At 70.0% G+C, this 23,004-nt stretch carries 23 protein-coding genes; 6 read left to right on the top strand and 17 right to left on the bottom strand.

The window, feature by feature from the left end; translation table 11 throughout:
* Positions 1-9: 9 nt before the first annotated feature.
* Together ACY5J6_RS02100 and ACY5J6_RS02095 are read right to left on the bottom strand one after the other, a co-directional pair.
* The gene (locus tag ACY5J6_RS02100) at positions 10-135 is read right to left on the bottom strand and encodes a hypothetical protein (RefSeq protein WP_462846480.1); all 126 of its coding nucleotides are present in this window, start codon (positions 133-135) and stop codon (positions 10-12) included.
* 234 nt (positions 136-369) lie between these two features.
* A complete protein-coding gene (locus tag ACY5J6_RS02095) occupies positions 370-2,019 on the bottom strand; it encodes a CTP synthase (protein ID WP_462845753.1) in 1,650 nt (549 codons plus the stop codon).
* A gap of 129 nt (positions 2,020-2,148) precedes the next feature.
* Between ACY5J6_RS02095 and rplM the strand changes: the two genes are divergently transcribed.
* Positions 2,149-2,574 carry a 50S ribosomal protein L13 gene (gene rplM, locus ACY5J6_RS02090; RefSeq protein WP_462845752.1) on the top strand — a complete coding sequence of 142 codons (426 nt, stop codon included), beginning with the start codon at positions 2,149-2,151 and terminating at the stop codon, positions 2,572-2,574.
* Positions 2,574-2,960: a 30S ribosomal protein S9 gene (gene rpsI, locus ACY5J6_RS02085; protein ID WP_462845751.1), complete on the top strand. Its 387-nt coding sequence runs from the start codon at positions 2,574-2,576 to the stop codon at positions 2,958-2,960. Before rplM ends, rpsI begins: the two co-directional genes overlap by 1 nt.
* On the opposite strand, the gene ACY5J6_RS02080 is transcribed toward rpsI, so the two are convergent.
* From ACY5J6_RS02080 to ACY5J6_RS02045, 8 genes are all read right to left on the bottom strand, one after another.
* Positions 2,957-5,572, bottom strand: coding sequence for a UvrD-helicase domain-containing protein (locus ACY5J6_RS02080; RefSeq protein ID WP_462845750.1), 2,616 nt, complete (start codon positions 5,570-5,572; stop codon positions 2,957-2,959). The two genes, rpsI and ACY5J6_RS02080, sit on opposite strands and share 4 nt — an antisense overlap.
* Positions 5,569-7,797 carry a PD-(D/E)XK nuclease family protein gene (locus ACY5J6_RS02075; protein WP_462845749.1) on the bottom strand — a complete coding sequence of 743 codons (2,229 nt, stop codon included), beginning with the start codon at positions 7,795-7,797 and terminating at the stop codon, positions 5,569-5,571. Before ACY5J6_RS02075 ends, ACY5J6_RS02080 begins: the two co-directional genes overlap by 4 nt.
* 147 nt (positions 7,798-7,944) lie before the next feature.
* Complete coding sequence (locus tag ACY5J6_RS02070) at positions 7,945-8,352, bottom strand: hypothetical protein (protein WP_462845748.1); 408 nt, start codon at positions 8,350-8,352, stop codon at positions 7,945-7,947.
* Positions 8,353-8,431: 79 nt separating this feature from the next.
* Positions 8,432-8,980, bottom strand: coding sequence for a hypothetical protein (locus ACY5J6_RS02065; RefSeq protein ID WP_462845747.1), 549 nt, complete (start codon positions 8,978-8,980; stop codon positions 8,432-8,434).
* A gap of 25 nt (positions 8,981-9,005) precedes the next feature.
* On the bottom strand, positions 9,006-10,307 hold the full coding sequence (locus ACY5J6_RS02060; RefSeq protein WP_462845746.1) for a sensor histidine kinase: 1,302 nt from the start codon (positions 10,305-10,307) through the stop codon (positions 9,006-9,008).
* On the bottom strand, positions 10,282-10,926 hold the full coding sequence (locus ACY5J6_RS02055; protein ID WP_462845745.1) for a response regulator transcription factor: 645 nt from the start codon (positions 10,924-10,926) through the stop codon (positions 10,282-10,284). The genes ACY5J6_RS02060 and ACY5J6_RS02055 overlap by 26 nt, the downstream gene beginning before the upstream one ends.
* On the bottom strand, positions 10,923-12,878 hold the full coding sequence (locus ACY5J6_RS02050) for a protein kinase domain-containing protein (RefSeq protein WP_462845744.1): 1,956 nt from the start codon (positions 12,876-12,878) through the stop codon (positions 10,923-10,925). The genes ACY5J6_RS02055 and ACY5J6_RS02050 overlap by 4 nt, the downstream gene beginning before the upstream one ends.
* Complete coding sequence (locus ACY5J6_RS02045) at positions 12,878-13,633, bottom strand: PP2C family protein-serine/threonine phosphatase (RefSeq protein WP_462845743.1); 756 nt, start codon at positions 13,631-13,633, stop codon at positions 12,878-12,880. The genes ACY5J6_RS02050 and ACY5J6_RS02045 overlap by 1 nt, the downstream gene beginning before the upstream one ends.
* A gap of 25 nt (positions 13,634-13,658) precedes the next feature.
* On the opposite strand from ACY5J6_RS02045, the gene ACY5J6_RS02040 reads away from it, so the two are divergent.
* Positions 13,659-15,371: a hypothetical protein gene (locus ACY5J6_RS02040; protein WP_462845742.1), complete on the top strand. Its 1,713-nt coding sequence runs from the start codon at positions 13,659-13,661 to the stop codon at positions 15,369-15,371.
* A gap of 43 nt (positions 15,372-15,414) precedes the next feature.
* Entirely contained in the window at positions 15,415-16,608 is a 1,194-nt protein-coding gene (locus tag ACY5J6_RS02035; RefSeq protein ID WP_462845741.1) for an MFS transporter, read from the top strand.
* Here ACY5J6_RS02035 and hemB read toward each other — a convergent pair.
* Entirely contained in the window at positions 16,605-17,585 is a 981-nt protein-coding gene (gene hemB, locus ACY5J6_RS02030) for a porphobilinogen synthase (protein ID WP_462845740.1), read from the bottom strand. The genes ACY5J6_RS02035 and hemB overlap by 4 nt on opposite strands.
* 64 nt (positions 17,586-17,649) lie before the next feature.
* Here hemB and ACY5J6_RS02025 point away from each other — a divergent pair, with 64 nt between their 5' ends.
* On the top strand, positions 17,650-17,919 hold the full coding sequence (locus ACY5J6_RS02025) for a GlsB/YeaQ/YmgE family stress response membrane protein (RefSeq protein ID WP_462845739.1): 270 nt from the start codon (positions 17,650-17,652) through the stop codon (positions 17,917-17,919).
* A gap of 50 nt (positions 17,920-17,969) precedes the next feature.
* On the opposite strand, the gene ACY5J6_RS02020 is transcribed toward ACY5J6_RS02025, so the two are convergent.
* The 6 genes from ACY5J6_RS02020 to ACY5J6_RS01995 all read right to left on the bottom strand — a co-directional run bounded on the left by ACY5J6_RS02020 (position 17,970) and on the right by ACY5J6_RS01995 (position 22,363).
* Entirely contained in the window at positions 17,970-18,749 is a 780-nt protein-coding gene (locus ACY5J6_RS02020; RefSeq protein ID WP_462845738.1) for a GGDEF domain-containing protein, read from the bottom strand.
* 51 nt (positions 18,750-18,800) lie between these two features.
* Positions 18,801-19,289 (bottom strand): carboxymuconolactone decarboxylase family protein, encoded by a 489-nt coding sequence (locus tag ACY5J6_RS02015; RefSeq protein ID WP_462845737.1) that lies wholly within the window; start codon positions 19,287-19,289, stop codon positions 18,801-18,803.
* Between the two features lie 49 nt (positions 19,290-19,338).
* Positions 19,339-20,217 carry a ferritin-like domain-containing protein gene (locus ACY5J6_RS02010; protein ID WP_462845736.1) on the bottom strand — a complete coding sequence of 293 codons (879 nt, stop codon included), beginning with the start codon at positions 20,215-20,217 and terminating at the stop codon, positions 19,339-19,341.
* Positions 20,218-20,334: 117 nt separating this feature from the next.
* Positions 20,335-20,961: a ferritin-like domain-containing protein gene (locus ACY5J6_RS02005; protein ID WP_462845735.1), complete on the bottom strand. Its 627-nt coding sequence runs from the start codon at positions 20,959-20,961 to the stop codon at positions 20,335-20,337.
* Positions 20,962-21,192: 231 nt separating this feature from the next.
* On the bottom strand, positions 21,193-21,810 hold the full coding sequence (locus tag ACY5J6_RS02000; RefSeq protein WP_462845734.1) for an anti-sigma factor: 618 nt from the start codon (positions 21,808-21,810) through the stop codon (positions 21,193-21,195).
* Positions 21,800-22,363 carry a sigma-70 family RNA polymerase sigma factor gene (locus tag ACY5J6_RS01995; RefSeq protein ID WP_462846479.1) on the bottom strand — a complete coding sequence of 188 codons (564 nt, stop codon included), beginning with the start codon at positions 22,361-22,363 and terminating at the stop codon, positions 21,800-21,802. The genes ACY5J6_RS02000 and ACY5J6_RS01995 overlap by 11 nt, the downstream gene beginning before the upstream one ends.
* 225 nt (positions 22,364-22,588) lie before the next feature.
* Here ACY5J6_RS01995 and ACY5J6_RS01990 point away from each other — a divergent pair, with 225 nt between their 5' ends.
* A complete protein-coding gene (locus ACY5J6_RS01990; RefSeq protein WP_462845733.1) occupies positions 22,589-22,933 on the top strand; it encodes a DUF5602 domain-containing protein in 345 nt (114 codons plus the stop codon).
* Positions 22,934-23,004: the final 71 nt, after the last annotated feature.

Genomic DNA, 23,004 nt, shown 5'->3' with positions numbered 1-23,004 from the left:
AAGGCACGCTCAAACGCATCCAGATGGTGCTCCAAGAGCGCCCGCACCAGCGCTTCCTTGCTGGGAAAGATGGTAAAGAAGACCCCCTTTGCTCACCCGGGCCGCCTGGGCCACGGCGTCCAGGGTGAGGGCCATGACTCCCTCTCGCCGCAGCACCTCCGAAGCGGCTTCGAGGATCCGGGCACGGGCATCGGTAGGCGCACCCTGGAGCATATTTCTACCTCCTCTGGGGCAACTATACCGTCTGGACGGTATACTCGTCAAGGCCAGAGGCGAGGTGAACACCTCCCCTCCGGGGCCCTACCCCGGCCCCAGGACGGGGTACACGAACCGTCAAAAGGCCTGGCGGAGGAGGGACTCGCGAACCTGTTAGACCGTCGCCCGCCGCAAGGCTGCCTCCACGAAGCCCGCGAAGGGCGGGGAGGGGCGCATGGGGCGGCTCTTGAACTCGGGGTGGCTCTGGAGGCCGAGGAAGAAGGGGTGGTCCTGGAGCTCAATGGCCTCCACCAGCCCCGCCCCCCGGCCCCGCATCCCCGGGGTGGTGGCGGAGACCACGAGGCCCGCCCGCTCCAGCCGGTCCACGTAAAGGGGATTCACCTCGTAGCGGTGGCGGTGGCGCTCCAGGGCCTCCTCCTTGCCGTAGAGGCGGTGGAGGAGGGTGCCCTCCTTGACGCGCATGGGCCAGTCCCCAAGGCGCATGGTGCCCCCGAGGCCCTCCACCTCCAGCTGCTCGGGCATGAGGTCGATCACCGGGTGGGGGGTGTAGGGGTCAAACTCCGTGGAGTTGGCCCCTTTGAGGCCCGCCACGTTGCGGGCGAACTCGATGACGGCGATCTGCAGGCCGAGGCAGATGCCCAGGTAGGGGATCTTGCGCTCCCTGGCGTACTGGGCCGCCCGCACCTTGCCCTCAATGCCCCGCACGCCAAACCCCCCGGGGACCAGGATCCCGGAAACATCGCCGAAGGCCTCGTCCAGGTCCGCCTCCTCCAGGGCCTCGGCGTCCACCCACTTCACCTCCACCCGGGCCCGGTTCTTGATGCCGGCGTGCTTTAGGGCCTCGAGGAGGGAAAGGTAGGCGTCCGGCATCTTCACGTACTTCCCGGCGATGGCGATCCTGACGGTGCGCTCGGGGTGCTTGAGGACCCGCACCGCCTCCTGCCAGAAGGCCAGGTTGGGGAAGACGGGCTCCAGCCCCAAGGCCCGCTCCACCACCCGGCCCAGGCCCTGCTCCTCGAGGAGGAGGGGCACCTCGTAGAGGTGCTCCACGTTGGGGCTGGAGAAGACGTGGCCCGGGCGGACGTTGGTGAAGAGGGCCACCTTCTTCCGCACCTCCTCGGGCACGGGCTTGGCGGAGCGGAGGACCACGATGTCGGGCTGGATGCCCACGCCCCTCAAGGTGGCCACGGAGTGCTGGGTGGGCTTGGTCTTGAACTCCTCGCTGGTCTCCAGGTAGGGGACCAGGGTGAGGTGGAGGTAAAGGGTGTTCTCCTCCCCCTCGTCAAAGCGGAACTGGCGGATGGCCTCCAGAAAGGGCAGGCTCTCGATGTCCCCCACCGTGCCCCCCACCTCCACCACGGCGATCTCCGCCTTCTGCTCCTCCGCCACCTTGCGGATCCTTTCCTTGATCTCGTCGGTGATGTGGGGGATGACCTGGACCGTTTGGGAGAGGTACTCCCCCCGGCGCTCCTTCTGGATCACCGAGAGGTAGACCTGCCCAGTGGTCAGGTTGTTGCCCCGGGAGAGGTCCAGGTCCAAGAAGCGCTCGTAGTGGCCGATGTCCAGGTCGGTCTCGGCCCCGTCGGCGGTGACGAAGACCTCCCCGTGCTCGTAGGGGCGCATGGTGCCCGCGTCCACGTTCACGTAGGGGTCAATCTTGATGGCCGTGACCCGGTAGCCCCGGGCCCGGAGGAGCGCCCCCAGGGAAGAGGTCAGGATCCCCTTCCCCAGGCTGGAAACCACCCCCCCGGTGACGAAGATGTATTTTCTGGGCTTGGCTGGAGGCTGGGAAACCCCGTTCACGGGTCTTCAGCCTACCACATCTACCCATAGGCCCCAAGGATGTGGTAAAGTTACCTTTGGCGTTCTTGCGGGGTCCCCCGATCCCCCGCCAAGAGCGGAAGCCTCGCCCAAGCCATAAGGAGGGCCCTGGTGAAGACGTACGTACCTAAGGAAACGGAACCCCGCTGGGTTTTGATTGACGCCGAGGGCAAGACCCTGGGGCGGCTCGCCACCCAGATCGCCACCCTCCTTCGGGGCAAGCACCGCCCCGACTGGACCCCCAACGTGGCCATGGGGGACTTCGTGGTGGTGGTCAACGCCGACAAAATCCGCGTCACCGGGAAGAAGCTTGCGCAGAAGGTCTACACCCGCTACAGCGGCTACCCCGGGGGGCTTAAGAAGATCCCCTTGGAGAAGATGCTTTCCACCCACCCCGAGCGGGTGCTGGCCCACGCGGTGAAGGGGATGCTGCCCAAGGGGCCTCTGGGCCGGAGGCTTTTCAAAAGGCTCAAGGTCTACGCCGGGCCCACCCACCCCCACCAGGCCCAGAAGCCCGAGAAGCTGGAGGTCAAGTGATGGAGCAGTACTACGGCACCGGACGGCGGAAGGAGGCGGTGGCCCGGGTCTTTCTGAGGCCCGGAAGCGGTAAGGTCACCGTGAACGGCCAGGACTTCCAGGAATACTTCCAGGGGCTGGTGCGGGCGGTGGCGGCCCTGGAACCCCTTAGGGTGGTGGACGCCCTAGGCCGCTTCGACGCCTACATCACCGTGAAGGGGGGTGGGAAAAGCGGCCAGGTGGACGCCATCAAGCTGGGGGTGGCCCGGGCCCTTCTCCGGTACAACCCCGACTACCGGGCAAAGCTCAAGCCCTTGGGCTTCCTCACCCGGGACGCCCGCGTGGTGGAGCGGAAGAAGTACGGCAAGCACAAGGCCCGCCGGGCTCCCCAGTACTCCAAGCGCTAGGCCTGGCCTTCCTCCCCCCCCAGGGCCTCCCCTGGGGGGTTTGGCAGTTCCGCCAGGGCCGCCCTAAGCTCCTCGAGGGAGAAGGGGTAGACCTCCTGGGAACGGAGGTAGACCAGCCGGGCCTCGGCCTCCACCCCCCAGGCCCGCCGCACCGCCTCCCGGTAGAGGGCGAGGGGCAAGCGGTAGGCCTCCGGGCGCACCTCCCGGTCGGTCTTGTAGTCCTCCAGGTACCAGGTCCCCCCCACCCGGTACAGGCGGTCCAGAACCCCGTACCAAACCGTTCCCCGAAGCGGCAGGACCAGGGGAAGCTCGGCGTGGTCCTCCTCCCGGGCCTCCAAGGGGGGGAGGAGGCTTCCCAGCATGGCCCGGTAGTGGCGGAGGAGGAGGCGGGCCTCCCGCAAAAGCGCCTCCCGTTCCTCCGGGGCGAAGGGGAAGGCCACCTCCTGGAGGAGGAGGGCGGCCATGGCCTCCTCGTCCTCGGGGTCCAGGTGGCGGGCGATGCCGTAGTGAACCAGGGTGCCCAGGGCCCGGGCGAACTCCGGAGCCCTTTCCTCCTCCAGGGCCTCGGCCAGGGGAAGGGGCTCCTCCTGGGCCTTGCGGTGGGCGCTGGGGGAGTAGACCCGGGGGAGGGGTCGGCCGGGAAAGGCCAAGGCGGCGTAGGGCGCAGGCTCCGGAGGCGGGGGGAAAGAGGTGGGGGGCCCCAAGAGGGGGGCTTCCCCCACGGGGTGCCGGTGGACCCAAGGGTCTTCGGAGTCCGGCCCCAGGCCGAGCCGCCCCAAGGCCCTGGCCCAGGGCCCTGGGCGGCCCGAGGCGCTTCCCGTCAGCAAAAGCACGTCCCTAGCCCGGGAAAGGGCCACATAGAGGAGGCGGAGGCTTTCTTCCTCCTCGGCCTGGGCCCAGGCCTTGCGCACCCGGGCGAAGGCCTCCGTCCCCCGCAGGGCCACCTGGCCCTCGGGGCCCACCGCCAGGGGGCCCCGGAAGGGGGGGTCCTCCCGGGCCAGGTCAAAGACCGCCACCACGGGCCACTCCAACCCCTTGGCGGCGTGCACCGTGAGGAGGCTCACCCCTTCCCCTCCTTCGGGGAGCTCGCTGGCCTCGGGGTCCTGGGCGCGGACCTTTAGCCACTCCAGGAGGGCCTCGAGGTCGGGGAAACGCTCGGAGGCCGCCATGAGGAGCAGGGCGTCCAGGTTGGCCCGGGCCCGGGGGGAAAGCCTCCTCAGGAAGCTCTCCTCCCTGGCCAAGGCCTTCAGGGCCTCCAGGGGCTTGCTCCCGGCCAGCCCCTTCAGCCAGAGTAGCCGCTCCCGCACGGCCTCGGGTAAGAGGGGAAGGGGGTCTTCCGCCCGCAGGGCCTCCTCCACCTGGGCCAGGTCCAGCCCCACCCAGGGCCCCCGCAGGAAGGCCAAAAGGGAAAGGCGCTCCTCCGGGCCCGGGGAGCCTTCCAGAAGGGCCAGGCGCAGGGCGTGGTAGAGGTCCCGCACCTCGGGGCGGTTGAAGGAGCTCCGCCCCCGCCCAAGCCCATAGGGCACCCCTCGGGCGCGAAAGGCCGTCTCCAGGTGGGGAAGACCCGAGCGGCTTCGCACCAAGACGGCCATCTGGGAAAAGGCAAAGCCTTGCTCCCTCAGGGCAAGAAGGCGCTCCGCCAGAAGAAGGGCCTCCCGCCTGCGCTTCCCTTCCAAGTCCCCCTCCCCCACCACCCAGTGGACCTCCACCCGTCCCTCCTCAGGGCGCTCGGGAACCACCAAAACCCGTTCCTTCTCGGGGAAAAGGGCCACGAAGCGGTTGAGGAAGCGGGCCACCTCCCGGGCGTGGCGGAAGGTGCGGTTCAGGGTGCGCACCTCCCGGGCACGGGCCAGGGCCTGGCGGAAGACCTCCACCCGGGCGTTGCGGAAAAGGTAGATGGACTGCTTGGGGTCCCCCACGGCCACCACCTCCGCCCCCGCCTCCTCCAGGGCCTGGAAGAAGCGGCCCTGCAGGGGGTTCAGGTCCTGGTACTCGTCCACGAGAACATGGGGAAAGCGCTCCACCACCCGCTTAAGGGCCCCGGGATGGTCCAGGAGGCGGAGGGCCCAGGCCTCCAGGTCCCCCGGCCCCAGGGCTTCCCCGCTGCGGCGGCGGTACCGCTCCCAAACCTCCTGGAAAAGACCCACCGCCTCCTCCGCCCCTGGGAGGGGGGTGAACCCCTCGGCCAGGGAACGCTTTTGGTAAAGGGCGTGGAGGACCTCGGTCCACGGGTCCGGGTCCAGGCCCCGGAGGTAGAGGAGGCTCCTCGCCTCCTCTAGGAAAAGGGCTTCGGCCACCAGCTCGTCCCAAAGGGCGAAGTCCGGGTCCAAGGAGAACATGGGGGCCACGTGGCGGAGGGCCTCGGCCAAGAAGCCATGGATGGTGGTGAAGACCGCCCCGTGCACCTCCCGCCGGGCCTCCTCGCAGGGCTCGGCCTCTAGGAGCTTTTCCACCCCCCCCTTGGCCCGGGCCCTGAGCTCCTCCGCCGCCTTACGGGTGAAGGTGACGGCGGCGATGCGCCTTAGGGGAACCCCCCTTTTCACCAGGGCCAACAGCTCCTCCACCAAGGTGTGGGTCTTGCCCGTGCCCGCCGAGGCCACGTAAAGCCTCACAGCTCCTCCTTCCGGCAGACGTCCTTGTAGGGGCAGGGGTGGCAGTGGCTCCCGGGGCTAGGAAGGTAAGGGCCCTCTTGCCATAGGGCCAGGGCCTCTTCCAGCCTGGGCCCGATGGCCTCCAGGGGCCCAAGCCTCTCCCCTCGGCGGAAGGGACGCCTGCGGTAGGGGACGGGCTCCCCCAGCCAGGGCCAGGCCCAGAGGTGCACCTCCTCCACCTTGGTCTTGAACCTGCCCTTAAGGAGCTCCTCCACAGCCTTCCATTCCGTCCAGCGCCTCCCCAAATCCCTTTGGGGCTCGGCCCCCGCCGGCAACAAGCGGTAGAGGTGCAGGGCCTCCCCTTCCCGCCGCACCCCGTCCAGGCGTAGCCGGTACCTTTCCCGCTCCCAGAGGACGAAGAAGCGCATCCCCTCCAGGTGGCCCCGGTGCCGCTCAAGCCAGGGCCCCACCTCCGGGTGGCCCCAAAGCCCTTCCCCCCCCTGGGCCAGAAGGGACCATCCCCAGGGGCCGTCCTCTTCCTCCCGCAAGGGGAAGCGCTCCATATAGGCCCGGAAGGGGCACTCCAGAAGGCGCCTCAGGGTTTCCAGGAAGGGGGTCCCTCCCCTTCCCGAGGGCCAAGGGGGCCGGAAGGGGGTGTGGGGGAGGGCCTCGAGGCGGCTCGCCGGGGGCAGGGGGTCGGGCCTCCTTCCCGCCTCCATGGGAGGGTAGAGGCCGGAGGGCCCGGCCTCCGGGTAGAGGAGGAAGACCTCCTCCCCCCGGCTGGCCACCTCCTCCCAGAAGAGGGGGTCCAGGCCCCGGAGGCGCCGGGGAAGCCGCGAAAGAAGCCCTCGCTCCCTGAGCTCCTCCAGGAGGAAGTAGTCCTCCCCCTCCCCCAGGGTGTACCGCCCCGCCACCCAGTCCAGCACGTAAGCCCTCCTGGCCCGCACCCCCATCGCCCGCAAGGGGGGGAGGAGGGGGATGCCCCGGCCCACTCCCGGAGGCAGGGCCTCGTCCAGGAGGAGGCTCCGCCACCAGGCGAGGGGGTTTTCCCGGTCCACCCGGAGGGCCAAGCGGAGCCGGGAAAGGAAGGGCTCCTTGGCGGAAACCCCCACCCTTTCCAAGGCCTCCTCCGCCCAGGCCAAGGGGTCCGGCCCCGGGGTGCGCAGGGCCCGGAAGGCCTCCCACTCCGCCAGGAGGCCCTCCCGCTCGGCCAGGGCCCCAAGGGCCTCCTCCCCCGCAAGCCCTAAGCGCAGGGCCCTTCGGCCCAGGGCGGCGAACCCCAGGGCCAGGAGGTCCCGCCCCGTGGGAAAGGGGCTCAGGAGGGCCAGGACCCTTTCCCCGTCCTCGGTATCCGCCAGGGCCTGCTCCCGGCCGTCCTCCAGAGGGAGGCCGTATTCCTCCTTGAGGAGGAGGAGCCCTCCGATGCGCTCCTCCGGGGCCACCACCAGCACCTCCTCCGGGGCCAGGCCCTCCCCTCCAAGCTCCCGGGGAGCCAGGGCCTGCTTCAGGGCCCGGAGGAGGTGGCGGGCCTCCTCCACGGGGTTGGCCAGGCGCCACACCTCCTTGCGGAGGGGCCTGGGGGGAAGGGTTTCCCAGGACTTCAGGCCTGGGGGCAGGACCTCGAGGGTAAGGAGCACGGGCACCTCCTGGGCCAGGCGGCGGAGGAAGGCCAAATCCAGGGGACCCACCTCCCGGAAGCCGTCCACCACCACCAGGTGGGGCCGCGGGAAGAAGCGCAAGGGGACCTTCAGGGCCAGGCGGCGGAAGTCGTCGTAGTCCAGGCTTCCCCGCTTCAGGCGCTCATACATCAGGTAGACCCGCCTCAGCCTCCCCGCCTCCCCCTCCTTGGGCAGGGCGAAAGGGGAAAGACCAAAGCGCTTGAGCTCGGCGATGGCCCGGGCGAAAAGCCGGGCCTCCCCGGGGGCCACGCCGGGACCGTAAAGCTCCCGCAGGGCCTCGGCCACCAGAGCCACCCGCCCCGCCCCCGGCAGGAGGGGCCCAAGGCGCCCCGCCTCGGCCAGCGCCCGGTAGTAGAGGGCCTGGAAGGAGAGGTACTCCAGGCCCAAAAAGGCCCCTTCCCTGCCGAAAAGCTCCAGAACGTAAACGCGCTGGTGGGGCAGGCCCACCCACCACACCCGTCCCCGCTCCCGGAGGACCTCCAGGGCGTAGGTTAGGGCCAGCCGGGTCTTCCCCGAGGCGGGCGGGCCGCAAAGGGGATAGAGTCCGGGCCCCAAAGCGGGCTTCATACGAGGGGCATTGTACGCCGGGAAGCCGCCCCAGGGTTCCCCTCATACCCCTTTGGCGTGAATCCTCCGCCCAAGCCCAGGTACGGAAGCCCTGCGGGCCTTTTGGGCCGGGGCCCCCATGCCGGCTTGGGCCAGCATGGGGTGGTATCAAGGGCCCGGGGGCAGGGGTAGGGGACGGAGGTCCTCCCCCAGGCGCACCACCCCCACCACCCGCCCCCGGTGGAGAACGAAGCAGCGGTACTCCCCCGGCAACGCCACCACCCGCCGGGCCAGGGAGAGTTCCCTCAGGAAAGGCAGGGGCCTCCGGGGAAGGGGCCTGCCCCGGGGAGGGCCCAGATGGGGGTAGGGCCGCCCCTCCTCCAGCGCCAGAAGAAGAAGGGGGCTCTCCCGCCCCAGGAGGACCAGGGTAGCCCGCCCCTCCTGGTAAAGGGCCAGGACCTCGAGGGTCCGCACCACCTGGGCGCAGCGGAGGAGCACGGCCTCCCCCGAAAACGGCCTAGGCTCCTCCCCCAGGGCCAACCCCAGGAAAGGGAGGAGGAGCATAGGCCAGCGCACGGCTTAAACTTTACCCTTCGGGGCTCCCATGCTGGCGCAAGCTAAGTGCCCCACCGCGGCGAAAGCCGCGGCGGGGTACTTAGAAGCCCCGCTCCGCCGAGATCAAGGCCAAGGCCGCCCGGGACAGCATCCAGGCCCGGCCGGGCTCCTTTTCCAGCCGGTTCTTGGCCTCGGCCACCAGGTCCTTCACCAAGGGGTCTTGGCCCCGGTAGTAGGCGAGCTCCTTCTCCGCCCGGTCCAGGGCGGCCTGGGCCCGAGCCTTGAGGCGGGCCGAAAGGTCCACGCCTTTCCCACCCCAGCCCCTGGGGCCGAAGCCGTGGTGGAAGCCCATGCGGACCTGGGACCGGGCCCGGAACTGGGGCTCCCCCGGGGCCGCCCGGTAGAGGAGAAGGGCCGCCTGGGCCTCCCGCAGAGCCCTGAAGTGGTCCTTGGCCTGGTAGCTCTTCTCCGCCCGGGCCTTCACCGCCTGGGCCCACCCGAGGAGCTTTTCCTCCCCCGTGGCCCCCTGGGCCACGCTCTCTAGGCGCGCCAGGGCCGCCGCCGAGCGGGCCGCTTCCCGGTAGTCCACCTGCTGGGCCAAAGAGAGGCCCGCCACCAAAGCCAGCACGCCCACCAAGGCTTTCCTCATCCCCGATCACCTCCAAAGACCTAGGCTAGCCCCCTTCCCCAAAGGGCGCACCGGGGGAAACCTTAAGGGAACCCAAAGGCAGGAAAAGCCCCACCGCCGCCCCCGGGCGGTTCTCCGCCCGCACCTTTCCCCCGTGGGCCCGGGCCACCCCGGCCACCAGGGCGAGGCCGAGCCCCGTGCCCCTCCCCCCGTGGACGAAGGGCTCAAAGACCCGGGGCAGGAGGTCCTGGGGGAAGCCAGGCCCCGCATCGGTGAGCCAGAGCCACACCCCTTCCCCCTCCCGCAAAAGCTGCGCCCGCACGGGGGGCTTGCCGTGGAGCCTGGCGTTTTCCAGGATGTTCTCCACCGCCAGGGCCAGAAGCTCGGGATCGGCCAGGACCACCCCCTCCCCCTCCACCTCCACTCCCCTTTCCCGCAGGAAAGCCCCTAGGTCCAGGGGCCTTGGGGAAAGGGGAGCGGCCTCGAGGCGGGAAAGGCGCAGAAGGCCGGTAAGCCGCCCTTGCAGGCGCTCCGCCTCCCGAAGGGCCCCTTCCAGGGCCTTGGGCTCCGGCTTGCGCCTGAGGACCTCCAGGTAGCCCCTGAGGGCGGCCAGGGGGGTTCTGAGCTCGTGGGAGGCGTGGCGGGCGAAGCGCCGGGCCAGGGTCTCCTTCTCGGAAAGCTCGGCCAAAAGCCCCTCCACCCGGGAAAGGAGGGCGTTGAGGGCGGCCACCACTGGGCGAAGCTCGGCCAGGCCGGGGTCGGGGAGGGGGCTAAGGTCCTCCGGGGAGCGCTCCTTTAGAAGCCTCTCCAGGCGCCCCAGAGGACGCAGGGCCAGGGAGAAGCCCCAGGCGGCGAGGAGGAAGACCAGGAGGAGAAGCCCTCCGCCCCAGGTGGCGTAGAGGAGGGAAAGCCTCCGCCCCAAGGCGGAAACCCCCTCCAAAGGCACCGCCACCCCCAAGGCGAGCCCCCTCCCGGGAAGGGCCACGTAGAGGCTCCCCCGCCAGACCCCCTGGTAAGGCCGCCCCTCCTTCAGGGCCTGGAAGAGCTCCTGGGGCAAGGGCCAGGGGGCAAGCTGGGTGAAGCGGGCCTCCTCCCCCTGAACCACGAACCCCACCCCTCCCCCGAAGAGCTGGACCAGGCGAAAAAGCTCCGGAAGAAGGGCCTCCTCCGGGAAAGCCTCCTCCCTGAGGAGATAAAGCCGGGTGAAGAGGGCCCGCCTGAGGTCCTCGCTGGCCGCCCGTTCGGCCTCCCGAACGGAAAGCCAGGCCAAGGGGAGGAGGAAGAGCCAGAGGGAAAGGAGGAGGAGGGCGAGAAGCCTCCCCTTAAGGGAGGGAAAGGCGGTAGCCATACCCGCGCACCGTCTGGATGGGGCTGGGCTCCCCCAGGGCCTTGCGGAGGGCGGAAAGGTGGACCTCGAGGGTGGCGGGCTCCACCACCTCTCCCCAAACCTTCCGCATCAGGGCCTCCTTGGGGATCACCTCCTCCGGGCTCTCCAGAAAGGCCTTGAGGAGGAGGAAGGCCTTGGGGGTGAGAGAAAGGCGCCTTTCCCCGCGGTAGGCCTCCATGCGCCTTGGGTAAAGGCGGAGGTCCTTATAAGCCAGGACCTCCCCTTCGCGGCGGGCCCGGCGGGCCAGGGCCTCGAGGCGGGCGAGGAGCTCCTGGAGGCTGTAGGGCTTCACCAGGTAGTCGTCCGCCCCCTCCCTTAGGCCCTTCACCCGCCACTCCACCTCTTCCAAGGCGGTGAGGACCAGGACCGGCACCTCCGAGCGAGCGCGGATCTCCTTGAGGAGGGAAAACCCGTCCCCCTCGGGCAGGAGGATGTCCAGGACCACCGCCTCGGCCCAAGGGAGAAGCTCCAGGGCCTCCTTGGGCCGGTCCACGGCCCGCACCTGGTGCCCTTCCAGGGAGAGGCCTAGCTCCAAGGCCTCCCGCACCCCGGGATCGTCCTCCACCACAAGCACCCTCATGCCGGATTCCGCCAAAGGGCCAGGGCCCGCACCGGGGCGTAGGCCTCCAGGGGGGCGAGGGCCTCCCCGGTCCTCAGGTCAATGCGGTGCACCCGGGGGCTTCCCCGCCGGGCGGCGTAGAGGATGCCCCCGAAGGGAAGAAGCTCCACCAGGCTCATGCGGTCCTCCCCTTCCAGAAGGGGTAGGGCGTAGGACCCCAAAAGGTTTCCGGAAAGGTCCAGCTCCCGCACCTTGCCCGCCTCGGTGTCGTAAAGGTAAAGCCTCTCCCCCGCCGCCCCCACGCCCCCCAGGAGCCTGAGCTCCTCGCTTTCCCTATGGCGGCGGAAGGCGTAGCGGGAAAGGTAGCGCCCGTCCAGGGAAAGGCGCTGCACCTGGCGGTTGCCGTAGTCCAGGACGAAGAGAAACTCCCCCGAGGCCACCAAGGCCTTGGGGTCTTGGAAGCTCCCTCGGCCCGGGCCGTGCCCCCCGAAGCGGGCCTGGTAGCGGCCCTCGAGGTCCAGGCGGGTGATGGTGGCCGTCTCCCCGTCCAGGACGAAGAGGGCGCCGTCGGCCACGGCTAGGCCCAGGGGGAAGAGGAACTCCCCGGGCTTCATCCCGTAAGGACCGGTGGAAAGGAGAAGGGCCCCTTCGGGGGAGAAGCGGTGGAGCAGCTTGGCCCCGTGCTCAAAGACGGAGACCCAGATCCCCCCCTCGGGGTCGGCGGCCACCGCCAGGGGCGGGGCGGGGAAGTGGCCGGGGGCCGAGCCGATGCCGGAAAGGAGGCGGGCCGGGGTGCCCTCCAGGTCCAGGAGGCGCACCGTGCCCTTCTTGGCCTCCACCCCCAGGAGGAGGTAGTGGGGGTGGGGCAGGCCCCGCTCCTCGTCCCAGGGGCCTTCCAGGACCCGGATGACCTCCTCCAGGGCCGGCCGCTTGGCCGGGTCCTTCTCCAGCATCTTGAGCACCAGGTCGGAGAGGGCCTGGGGGATCTCCGGCCGGAGCTGCTTGGGAGGGGTGGGCATCTGGAAGATCTGCTGGTGGATCACGGTCTCGTATCCCCCGGTGAAGGGAGGCTGGCCGGTGAGGGCCTCGTAGAGGACGATGCCCAGGGAGTAGATGTCCGAGCGGTGGTCCAGCTTCTGCCCCTTGGCCTGCTCGGGGCTCATGTACACGGGGGTGCCGATCCGGGCCCCGGTGATGGTGAGGCGGGTGAGGACCTTCCCCGCGGCGATGCCGAAGTCCATGAGGCGCACCCCCCGGGGGTCCACCCCCCCCTCCCTCAAGGCCCCCTTGAGGACCATGATGTTTCCCGGCTTGATGTCCCGGTGGACGATGCCCTGGGCGTGGATGTGCCGGAGGGCATCCGCCACCCGGGCGAGGACGGAGGCCGCCTGCCTGAGGTTGAGGCGCCTTTCCTCGATGAGCTTGTCCAGGCCCTCCCCCTCCAGGAACTCCATGGCGATGAAGTGGACCCCCTCCACCTGGCCGTGGTCGTAGACCTTGACGATGTTGGGGTGGTCCATCTTGGCCAGCACCTCGGCCTCACGGTGGAAGCGGCGCACGAAGCGGGGGTCGCCCACAAAGCGCTCCTGAGGCACCTTTAGGGCCACCAGGCGGCCCGTCTTCTTGTCCTTCGCCTTGTAGACGGTGGCCATCCCCCCGATCCCCACCTTTTCCAGGATCTCGTAACGCTGGGAGAGGACCTGCTCTTCCTCCGTGGTCCTGGTGTGGGTGGGGTTTTTCTCCCGGGCGGGCCTCCGCCGGGGGGGCCTACGCCTCGGACCCAGGTACACCCGGGGCGCCGCCAGGGCCCCCACGGCCAGGAGAAGCCAGGGAAGGGCCACCTCGAGCCTCACCCCCAGGGCCACCCCGGCCCCGGAAAGGAGGGCGAGGAGGAAGGCCAAGGGCCAGGGGGAAAGGCGCACCGCCAGGGCGGCGGTGAGGAGAACCAAGAGGAAGGCCAAAAGCAGGGGCATCACTCCACCCTCAGGGCCACGGCGGTGATGTTGTCGTCCCCGCCCCGGCGCAAGGCCTCGGAGAGAAGGGCCTCGAGGCTTCCTTGCAGATCCCTTTCCAGCCTCCACTCCTCCTCGGGAACCAGGCCGTAGAGGCCGTCGGTCACTAGGAGGACCCCCTCCCCGGGCGCGAGGCGTACCGGGAAAAGGTCAAAGCGGGCCTCAGGCAGGCCCAAGGCCCGGGTAAGGACGTGGCGGTAAGGGTGGCGCTCCGCCTCGGTGGGGGTCAACACCCCCTCCTTGAGGCGCTCCGCCACCCAGGAGTGGTCCTCGGTGAGGCGGCGAAGCCCCCCCCTGCCCAGGAGGTAGGCCCGGGAGTCGCCGATGTGCCCCACCACGCCCTCCTTGAGCCAGTCGGCGTAGAGGAAGGCGGTGAGGGTGGTGCCCATCCCCCGCCGGCCCGGCTTTTCCGCCTCCTTCTCCACCCGCCTCTGGGCCAGGGCGAAGGCCTTTTCCATCACCCGGGGAAGCCCCACAGCGGGGCGCCCCCCCTTGAGGTGCTCCGCGTAGGCCCGCACCGCCTCGGAGAGGGCCTCTATGGCCACCTTGCTCGCCCACTCCCCCGCCTCCATTCCCCCCATGCCGTCGGCCACCGCCAGGAGGAAGAGGTGGCCCGGGGGAACCTCGAGGCGGAGGACCCGGTGGAAGTCCTCGTTGTTCTGGCGGCGCCCCACGTGGGAAACGGCGGCCACCTGAAGGCGGGGAGCAAGGCGCATCGGCCCCATTGTATAGGATGAAGGGGTGGAACGCCTGGCCGACCTGGTGGACCTCTACGAGTACCGGGTGGAGGACCTCCTCCAAGGCCGCACCCCCAAGGGAGGCAAACGGGCCCTCCTGGAGCTCCGCTCCCTCCTCGCCCAAAGCCGGCTCCCCGCTCCCCTCGCCAAGCGCTTCCGCCAGGCGGACGCACGCTTCCGGTCCCTTAGGGGCGGGAAGCCCTCCGAGGCGCCCCCCCTGGACCTCCCTCCCCTCCTGGAGGAGGCCGCCCCTTCGGAGCCCGAGGAAAAGCCCCTGGACCTTAAGAACCTGGCCCTCAAGGTCTGGCGCCTCCTGGCCCTCCGGGAGACCCGGGCCAAGGCCAAGGAGTTTCTCTCCGGAAGGCGGGAAGAGCTCAGGCTTATCCATGCCTTTTTGCAAAATTACCAGGCCTACCGGGAAACGGAGGGCTTCCGGCGCGACTTCAACCTTTCCCGCTTCGCCCCGAGCCACCCCATCCCTTCCCTTTCCGATACCCTCTTGGACCTCGAGGACCCCAAGGTGGCGGAGGCCCTCCTCCTGGAGTACCTGGAAACCGCCCTCCACCTGCCCCAGGACCTCCCCCTGCCCCCGGAGGAGACCCGCACCTACCTGCGCCGCTTCCTCAACCGCCTCCTGGAGTGGGACGGGGCCTACGGCCTCCCCCCCCGGCGGGACCTCGCCGCCTTACGGCGGGCCCTGGAGGAGGCCAAAAGGCTTGGCGCGAGCCCCCAGGAGATGGCCCGCCTGGAAGAGCGCCTCAAGAAGGAGGCCCTGGAGGAGAGGCGGCGGGAGCTTCTCCTGGAGGAGGAGAGGCGCCGCTTCCGGGTGGCCCTGGAAAAGGTGCTCGCCCTCCTCAACCTCCTCCCCACCCCCCAGGGGGAAACCCCCTGGCCCGAGGTGCCCCCTCCGGGGGAGGTCCGGGAGCACCTGGCCACCCTACCCCTGAGGCCCGGCCGGGTCCAGCTCGGGCCTCTCTCCCTCACCCTGAGCCAGGCGGAAGGCGTCTGGCACCTGGGCCTCGCCGGGGAGGACCACCCCCTGGAGGAAACCCTGGTCCTCCCCTGGGAAGACCTGGAGGTCTGGGCGGTGCGGGAGGGGAACCTTCTCCACCTCCGCCTCGAGGCCCGGAGCGCCCCCCGGCTCTACGAGCTCCTCTCGGAAGGAAGGGTGCTGGCCCGGCTCCTCTCCCCGGAGAAGGGCTACGCCCACCTCCGCCTCCTCCGGGCCCTCTCCGCCAGGCTCAAGGGGGAGTTCCAGCCCGAGGCTTTCGGCCCCGCCCTGGCGGAAAAGTACCGCCAGGCCCCGGAAGAGGCCCTCTTGGACTTCGCCCGCAAGGGCCTGGAGCTGACCCTAAAGCGCCTGGGGCCCGCCGATCCCCTCCCCTTCCTCCTGGAGGTGGGCCGGGCCCTGGACCTAAACGAGGAAGCCCAGGCCCTGGCCGAGGCCCTGCGGGAATACCTGGGCCGCCGCCCCCCCACCCGGGAAACCCTGGGGGCCGAGGTGCACCTCCTCTCCCTCTCCCCCGAACCCCAGGCCCTAAAGGTGGGCCACAGCGTCCTTTCCCTCCGCCTGAGGGAGGACGCGGCCTATGTGGGCCAAGCGGGGGAGGTGCCCCGGCGCCTCAGGGACCTCCTCCTCTACCGCCTCCCCGAGGGCACCCTGGTGCTCGCCCGGGAAGGGCGCAGGGTGGCCTACCTGGTGGTGGGAAACCCTTGACGCTGGAACCTCTTTGGGTAAAATCCTCCCCAAGGAGATTCCTATGAAGGCCCTAAGACACCCAGCCTTCGCCCGCCTCATCCTTTCCTACCTGGTGTCCCAGGCGGGAAGCAGGGTCCACCGGGTGGCCTTGTTGGTTTTGGTCTACCTCCTTACGGAAAAGGCCCTCTGGGTTTCCTTGGTCCTGGGGGTCCAGCTCCTCAGCACCGTGGTCTTCTCCCCCCTTCTCTCCGCCTGGGCCGACACCCAGGACCGCAAGCGCCTTCTCGTCTGGTCCGACCTCCTCAGGGCGCCCCTGGTGGCCCTGATCCCCCTCCTGGGCGCCAAGAGCCTCCCCGTCCTCCTCCTCCTCGTCTTCCTCATGGAGCTTCTCCGCGACCTCCACGACCCCATCCAGAACGCCGTGGTCCCCGACCTGGTGCCCAAGGAGGAGGTGGACGAGGCCAACAGCCTCATCCTCCTGGCCGACCGCCTTTCGGAGGTCCTCTTCGTGGGGGCGGCCGGGGTTTTGGTGGCGGCGGTGGGGCCGGCCTTCGCCTTCTACCTGGACGCCGCCACCTACCTGGCCTCAGGCCTCCTCCTCACCGGCCTCCCCTCCCTAAGGCCCCAAAGGCTTCCCAAGGCGGGGTACCTGGCCCGGGTGAAGGAGGGCCTGGGCCACCTCCTGGGTCACCCCACCATCCGGCGGGCGGTGGGCACCCTCTTCGCCGCCGCCGCCTTCGGCTCGGTGGAGACGGCCTTGGGCGTGGTCCTGGCCCTCAAGTGGCTCGGGGTGGGCTCGGCGGGCTTCGGCTTCATGGAGGCGGCCATGGCCCTGGGGGCCATCCTGGGGGGGATAAGCCTCCCCTACCTCCTGAAGCGGATCCCAAGGGAGCGCCTCTTCCTTCTGGGCCTCTTCCTTTTCGGGCTTTTTGAGGCCTCGGTGGGGATTTTCCCGGTGTTCGCCTGGACCGTGGCGGCTTTCTTCGTGAGCGGCTTCCTCAACATGGCCTTCATCGTGCCCGCCCGCTCCATCCTCCAGCTCAACACCCCCCAGGAGATGCGGGGACGGATCTTCGCCGCCTTCAGCGCCGTGATGAACGCCGCCGTCCTCATGGGCACCATGCTGGGCGGGGCCCTGGAAGGCGCCCTCGGCGCCCCCAAGATCTTTGTGCTGGCGGGGGCCATGGTGGCCCTCGCCGCAGGCTATACCCTCCTCACCGGGGGCATCCCCGCCCCCAAGGCGCAGGAGGCCTAGGCCTCCCGAAGCCAGCGGGCGGCCTCGAGGGCGTAGTAGGTAAGGATCCCCTGGGCCCCGGCCCGGCGCAGGGCGAAAAGGCTTTCCAGCACGGCCCGCCTTTCGTCCAGCCACCCTTTGAGGGCCGCCGCCTTCAGCATGGCGTACTCCCCGGAGACCTGGTAGGCGAAGAGGGGCTTGGCGAAGCGCCCTTTGAGGGCGGAAAGCACGTCCAGGTAGGGGAGGGCGGGCTTCACCATGAGCATGTCCGCCCCCTCCAGATCGTCCAAAGCCGCCTCCCGAAGAGCGTCCCAGAGGCCCGCCCTAGGGTCCATCTGGTAGCCCGAGCGGTCCCCAAAGCCCGGGGCGCTTTGGGCCGCCTCCCGGAAAGGGCCATAGAAGGCGGAGGCGTACTTCACCGCGTAGGAGAGGACGGGCACGTGGGCGAACCCCTCCCGGTCCAAGGCCTCCCGGATGGCCCTCACCTGCCCGTCCATCATGGCGCTCGGGGCCACCACGTCCGCCCCCGCCTGGGCCTGGGAGAGGGCGGTCTTGGCGAGGAGCTTCAGGGTGGCGTCGTTGTCCACGTAAAAGCCCAGGGGGCCCTCCTTCACCACCCCGCAGTGGCCGTGGTCGGTATATTCGCAAAGGCAGGTGTCGGCCACGACCAGAAGCTCGGGGAGCTCCCGCTTGAGAAGCCGTATGGCCCGCTGCACCACCCCGTCCTCGGCGTAGGCCCCCTGGCCCAGGGAGTCCTTGGCCTCCTGGGGCAGGACGCCGAAGAGGATGACCCCGCCGAGGCCCGCCTTCAAGGCCTCCTCCCCCACCCGGGGAAGCTCCGAGAGGGGGTAGCGGAAGACCCCGGGCATGGAGGAAACCTCCTCCCTCTCCCCTCCCTCCTTGACGAAGAGGGGCAGGACGAGGTGCCTAGGAGAAAGCTCCACCTCGGCCACCAGGGGGCGGAGAAGGGGGGACCGAAGCCTTCTTGGGCGCTCCATGGCTTCCACTATACCCCGGGCGGGGCTTCGCCTTGACGCGGGTGGGGTTTTGGAAAGGAAGACCATGAGCTGGATCGTGGCCATTCTGGTGGGCGCCATCGTGGGGTGGATCGCCAGCATGATCATGGGAGACCGCGAGGGGCTTCTCGGCAAGGTCCTCATCGGCATCGTGGGTTCCGTGCTGGCGAAGTGGCTGTTCGCCGACCTTCTGGGCATCGTCGGGGCCTCCTCCGCGGGCAGCCTCAGCCTGGGCGGTATCCTCTGGGGGGTGGTGGGGGCCGTGGTCCTCATCTGGCTGCTCCGGGCGGTGGGCTTCATGCGCAAGGCGGGCTAGGGGAACCCCCCACGCCCGCCCTACGCCCCCCTGGCCTGCGCCAGGGGGGCTTAGCGTTTTCCCTTGCGGCGCTTGGCCCGGTACATCCTCCGGTCGGCCAGCTCCAGAAGGGCCTGGCCCTGGCCTTCCTCGGCCTGCGCCACCCCCAGGCTCACGGGGAAGGCCTCCAAGGCCCGCCGGGCCTCTCCCAAGGCCCTCTCCGGCAGGATCAGGGCGAACTCGTCCCCCCCGAGGCGGAAACCCCGCCCCCCGTGGGAGCGGGCCAGGGCCTGGAGGCAGGCCCCGAGCCGCCTGAGGAGGGCGTCCCCGGCCAGGTGCCCCTCCCGGTCGTTCAGCGCCTTCAGGCCGTCCAGGTCCAGGACCATCAGGACCTCGCCCCGGGCCAGCCCCTCCCGGAGGGCCCGGTCCAGGGCGCGGCGGTTGCCCAGGCCCGTGAGCCAGTCGGTGCGGGCCTGGCGCTCCAGCTCCTCCCGGTAGCCCGCGCCCCTTAGGGCCGCCAGGAGGTGCTCCATGAAGAGGGCCGCGAGGCGGAGCTCCTCGGGTCTTTCCACCCCGGGGTGCTCCAGAAAGAGGTAGAGGGGCAGGGGGGGACCGGGAAAGTAGGCCCCGTACCCCAAGAGGCCCCGAAAGCGCCCCAGGCCCCGCCCGGGGAGGCCCCTCGCCTCCTCGGGAAGCAGGGCCAACAGTCTGGCCCCGGGAAAGACCCACTCCACCCCCCGCTCCGCCCGGGCCAGCACCTCCAGAAAGGGGGGCTCGGAGAAGCCCGCCGTAACCTCGTGCAGGAGGAGAAGGCGGAGGAGGAAGGACTCCTGGCCCATAGCCTGCGGCATGCCCCCGCCCTTTCCCCTAGAGGGCGCCCCCCTCCCCCGGAGGGGCCGGGCCTACACCCCGTCCACCGGGATGGCCAGAAGGTCGGTCCACGCGTTCACCATCCGGAAAAGGGCCAGGGTGGCCACGGCCTCCTTCACCTCGGCCTCGCTGAGCCCGGCCTCCCGGAGAGGCCGGAGAAGCTCGGGCCTACTGGGGTCCAAGGCCGCCCCGTGGGCGAAGCGGAGGAGGGCGGCCACCTTGGGAGGGAGGCCCTCCGGGACCTCCCCCCGCTCCAGGGCCTCGAGGAGGGGGGCTTCCACCCCCTGGACCATGAGGGCGTGCAGGTGGACCCGGGCCGCGTACTCGGAGCCCGCCCGCCTCGAGGCCACCACCCCCATCATCTCCTTGACCGTTCTCGGAAGAAGCCCTCTTAAGACCACGTGGCGGAAGGCCTTCCAGAGGGCGGTCTGGACCTCCGGCACCTCGCGGGCCCAGGCGAAGGCGTTGGGCACCATCCCGAAGCCCAGCTCCTCCACGATCTCCCGCTCGGTCTCCCCCATGGCCCTAGTATAAGGGGCCCCCCGGCCGGGGGGCCCAAGGCGGGAAGGGCTACTTGATCTGCCCGTTCAGGCCCTGAGGGAAGAAGCCTCCGGGCTGCTTCTGGGCGCTCAGGTAGACGATCTTCAGGACCCCGTCCGTGTTGCGGCTGAAGGCCACGCCGTTAGCATCCGCGGCCACGTTGTTGGGGGTGCCCATCACCGTGAGGCCCTGGTCGCCGCCGCCCGCCAGGGTGTTCCGGGCGTTGCTGATGGCGTTGGCCAGCTGCTCCACCGTGAGGCCCGTGTTGGGAACGGTCTGGGTGCGTATATCAATAAGGTAGCGGCGGATGGCTCCGGCGTGGTAGGCCTCCGTGGCCAGAATCCCCGCCGCAGGGGCCAGGACGTTCTGCTTGTCGGTGATGAGGGGCGCGGCCCCGTTGTAGGCGGTGACCCCCACGTCCTCAAAGACAAAGGCCCCCACCAAGAAGGAAACGGGGTCGTTGAAGGGGTTGAAGCCGCTCTGGATGGCGTTGAAGGAGTTGGAGAGGTCAATGACGGGCCGGTTCACCGCCTGGCTGCCCAGGGCCTGGCGGAGGAAGAGGACGTGAGCCTTTTCGTCGTCGGCGATCTCGTTGGCCAGGGCCAGGAGGTCCCCCGTAAGCCCCGGAACCGGGCTCGTGCCGTTGAAGCCCGGGGGAAGGACGATCTGGGCGTTGCCCCCCACCTGGTTGAGCTCGGTGATCCGGCCGGTGGCCGCCAGGTAGAAGAGGCCCTCCAGGTACTCCAGGTTCAGGGCGAAGTTGAGGATGGCCACGTCCAGGTTGGGGGTCTGAGCAGTGGTGGTGCAGGCGGTGACCGCCCCGCCCAAAACCGCCCCCGCCCCCAGGGCCCCGGCCCGCCTCAGGGCCTCCCTGCGGCTCAAGCGCGCCTCCAAAACCGTCTTGCGCATACCTACCTCCCTCGAGGGGCTTGGGTTTTTCCCCCTCGTCCTTCCGTACGGCCCAACCCCCGGGTTTGGATGTGGCGAAGGCCCCGGGGCCTCCCCCGGGGCCTCTCCCAAGCAGGCTCACTTCCGGATAAATCCCGAAACCGCCTTCTGCGCCTCCTCCGGGGTGATGGCCACCTCAAAGGCCCGGTCGTTGGGCACCCTTGGGCCGGGCAGCTCGGGGTCCTTCAGGCTCAGGCGGCTATCGCGGATGAGAGCCCGGTGCACGGCCTCGTTGCCCAGAATGCTCCCCGCCGCCTTGACCAGGTCCTTGTTCTGAAGGAGGGGCAAGGCCCCCAGGTAGGCGCCCACGAAGGCGTCCTCCAGGGCGTTGAGGAGCCTGAGGACCTGAAGGCGGGTGCTGGACAGAAACTGGATCGGGTAGACGAACTGGGGCCTCTCCACCGGTTTCCCGCCCAGGGAGCGGATGGCGTCCTGCAGGGCCTTCACGTGGGCCTCCTCCTGGGCCAGGGCCGCCTCCAGGTACTCCCGGATCTCCCCCTCAAAGGAAGCGAACCGCGTGCGGGCATAGGCGTCCGTGGCCAGGTACTCCGCGGTGAGGGCAAGCTGCAGGATGTCCAGGTCCGAAGGCCCCCCGTGGGCCGCCAGGGCCCGGTCCAGAAGGGACCCGGCAAAGGCCGAGGAAAGCCCCGCCGCCGTCAACACCCGCATGAACTGCCTGCGCGCCAAAACCCGTTCCTTCCCCATAGCCACCTCCTATGAGGGGTCTTCCCCCTCACCCTTCCCTACGGCGGGGATGGCCTCCTTGGATGTGGGCATCCATAGGGCCCCGGTCGGCCGTAGAGAGGGACAGGATGCCACCCCGGCTCCCAAGCGCCCGTCCGCCCCGACCCCAAAGCCAGCCCAGGCCCTGGGAAGCAGAGGTCTGGCCGCGGCGGGCCCCGCGGGCCCCTACCGCCGCCTCACCTAAGCCCTACCTCAGGGCTGGGGCAGGCCGAGAATCTCCGTGGGCCTCCGGCTTCCCCCCGGGGGCTCGAGGGAAACCGCCAGGGCCTCCGCCCCTTCCGGTAGGCGCACCACCTTGAGGGGGAGGCGGAAGGTGGGCAGGGGCACAGGATCCCCTTTCCCCAGACCCCAGGCCTGGTAGACCCGGCCCGCGGGCGCCGGGGCCTTCAGCACCACCAGGGCCTCCCCGTCCCCCCGGACCACCGCCCGCCCCACAGGCGTCCCCTCCGGGCCCACCAGGGCGTAGACGCGGGTGGTGGGGGCTCCGAGGCTCAAGGTCCAGGAGAGGCCGAAGTAGGCCCCGTAGCCCACAAGGAGGAAGGCCAGGACCGCGGCCGCCCGGGCGAGAAGGGGGAGGAAGGGAAGGCGCCTTGGGCGGATACGGCGGAGGACCCGCTCCTCGAGGCCCGGGGGCACCGGCTCCTGGTGGAGGCCTCCAGCGAGCTCCGCCGCCGTCTCCAGAAGGGCCTTGGCTTCGGGCCAGAGCTCGGGGTAGCGCTTTAGGGCCTGCTCCACCCGGGCCCGCTCCTCGGGGGTGAGGGCCCCGAGGGCGTAAAGGGGGAGAAGTTCCCGGACCTCCTCAGGGCTCACCGAGCACCTCCTTGAGCTTGGAAAGGGCCCTTCGGGCCCAGGTTTTGAGGGTTCCCAGGGGAAGGCCGAGGAGGCTTGCCGCCTCCCGGTGGGTGTAGCCCTGGTAGTAGAGGACCTCAATCACCCGCCGCTCCTCCGGGGATAGGGCCTTCAGGGCCCGGCCGAGGCGGGTGCGGTCCAGGTGGCCCTCCTCGTCCAGCCCGGGTCCCGGAAGGTCAAAAGCCTCCTCCTCCCTCTCGGGATCGGGCTCCAGGGGAAGGGGCCTCGCGGCACGCCTTCGCACCTCGTCCACCGCCGCGTGGTGCCCCAGGGTGAGGAGGAACGCCCGGGCGCTCCCGCGCCTGGGGTCAAACTCCTTGGCCTTCTGCCAGACTCTTATCATCGCCTCCTGCACCACGTCCTCGGCCGCCGCCCCATCCAAGCCCATCCTTCGCGCCAGGGCGAGGAAGCTTCCCGCGTAGCGTCGGAAAAGGGCGCGGAAGGCCTCCTCGTCCCCACGGGCCACCAAGGCGAGGAGGGTCTCGTCGGAAAGGGGATCGGCGGGCAGGCCCATCCGCCTCCACCCTACCATACGGGCGGAAAGCCCGGCCGGTTTGGCCTCACCCACCACCCGCCCTCCGGCTGCAGGGATGGGTGGAGCCCTAGAGGGCTCCTAAGGAGGTAGACGTATGAGGAAGGCGAAAGCGCTCGTGATGGTTTCTTTGGTGGTGGCCCTTGGTCTTGGCCTGGCCCAGATGCTCCAGGTGCGGAAGGCCCCCCTTCGGCCCCCTACGTGAACGTGAGCGAGGCCCTGAAGGGGGCCCTCCCCAACTTCACCCCCGGCCTCGGCACCCTCTACGTGGACCCGAGCACCCTGCCCGAAGGCCCTTTCCTCGCCTACGACAAGGCGGGGAACCTGGTGAAGGTGGTCTTCATGGTCCCCCTCAAGAAGCTCAACGAGAGCCAGAAGTACGTGGACATCGGCACGAAGACCCTGAGGGCCCTGGGGATCACCCGCATAGACCACGTGAACCTCATCCCCTCGGGACCCCACCCCGGGGTGAAGGAGTCCCACTACCACATTGAGCTGGTCCTGGTCTCCGTAGACCAGGAGCGGAAGGTGCTGGAGGGCGAGCCCTACTAAGGGGCCTTGCGGGAGGGGCGGGGCTCGAGGCCCCGCCCCTTTCCCACGGACCCTAGGCCCGCCCCGGGCCC

The sequence above is a fragment of the Thermus sp. H19.2 genome, from assembly GCF_054979525.1.
The sequence above is the reverse complement of the archived record's forward strand: the minus strand, read 5'-3'. Positions and strand labels throughout refer to the sequence as shown.

Excerpts from the sequence above, each read along its gene's own strand:
- ACY5J6_RS02055 (WP_462845745.1), bottom strand. The coding sequence starts at position 10,926 with ATGAGGGTGCTTGTGGTGGAGGACGATCCCGGGGTGCGGGAGGCCTTG.
- ACY5J6_RS02015 (WP_462845737.1), bottom strand. The coding sequence starts at position 19,289 with ATGGGGGAGACCGAGCGGGAGATCGTGGAGGAGCTGGGCTTCGGGATG.
- ACY5J6_RS02065 (WP_462845747.1), bottom strand. The coding sequence starts at position 8,980 with ATGAGGAAAGCCTTGGTGGGCGTGCTGGCTTTGGTGGCGGGCCTCTCT.
- ACY5J6_RS02005 (WP_462845735.1), bottom strand. The coding sequence starts at position 20,961 with ATGGGGAAGGAACGGGTTTTGGCGCGCAGGCAGTTCATGCGGGTGTTG.
- ACY5J6_RS02100 (WP_462846480.1), bottom strand. The coding sequence starts at position 135 with ATGGCCCTCACCCTGGACGCCGTGGCCCAGGCGGCCCGGGTGAGCAAA.
- ACY5J6_RS02050 (WP_462845744.1), bottom strand. The coding sequence starts at position 12,878 with ATGCCCCTGCTTTTGGCCTTCCTCTTGGTTCTCCTCACCGCCGCCCTG.
- ACY5J6_RS02020 (WP_462845738.1), bottom strand. The coding sequence starts at position 18,749 with ATGCCGCAGGCTATGGGCCAGGAGTCCTTCCTCCTCCGCCTTCTCCTC.
- hemB (WP_462845740.1), bottom strand. The coding sequence starts at position 17,585 with ATGGAGCGCCCAAGAAGGCTTCGGTCCCCCCTTCTCCGCCCCCTGGTG.
- ACY5J6_RS02035 (WP_462845741.1), top strand. The coding sequence starts at position 15,415 with ATGAAGGCCCTAAGACACCCAGCCTTCGCCCGCCTCATCCTTTCCTAC.
- ACY5J6_RS02045 (WP_462845743.1), bottom strand. The coding sequence starts at position 13,633 with ATGCGCCTTGCTCCCCGCCTTCAGGTGGCCGCCGTTTCCCACGTGGGG.
- ACY5J6_RS02025 (WP_462845739.1), top strand. The coding sequence starts at position 17,650 with ATGAGCTGGATCGTGGCCATTCTGGTGGGCGCCATCGTGGGGTGGATC.
- rpsI (WP_462845751.1), top strand. The coding sequence starts at position 2,574 with ATGGAGCAGTACTACGGCACCGGACGGCGGAAGGAGGCGGTGGCCCGG.
- ACY5J6_RS02075 (WP_462845749.1), bottom strand. The coding sequence starts at position 7,797 with ATGAAGCCCGCTTTGGGGCCCGGACTCTATCCCCTTTGCGGCCCGCCC.
- ACY5J6_RS02060 (WP_462845746.1), bottom strand. The coding sequence starts at position 10,307 with ATGGCTACCGCCTTTCCCTCCCTTAAGGGGAGGCTTCTCGCCCTCCTC.
- ACY5J6_RS01995 (WP_462846479.1), bottom strand. The coding sequence starts at position 22,363 with ATGGGCCTGCCCGCCGATCCCCTTTCCGACGAGACCCTCCTCGCCTTG.
- ACY5J6_RS02010 (WP_462845736.1), bottom strand. The coding sequence starts at position 20,217 with ATGCGCAAGACGGTTTTGGAGGCGCGCTTGAGCCGCAGGGAGGCCCTG.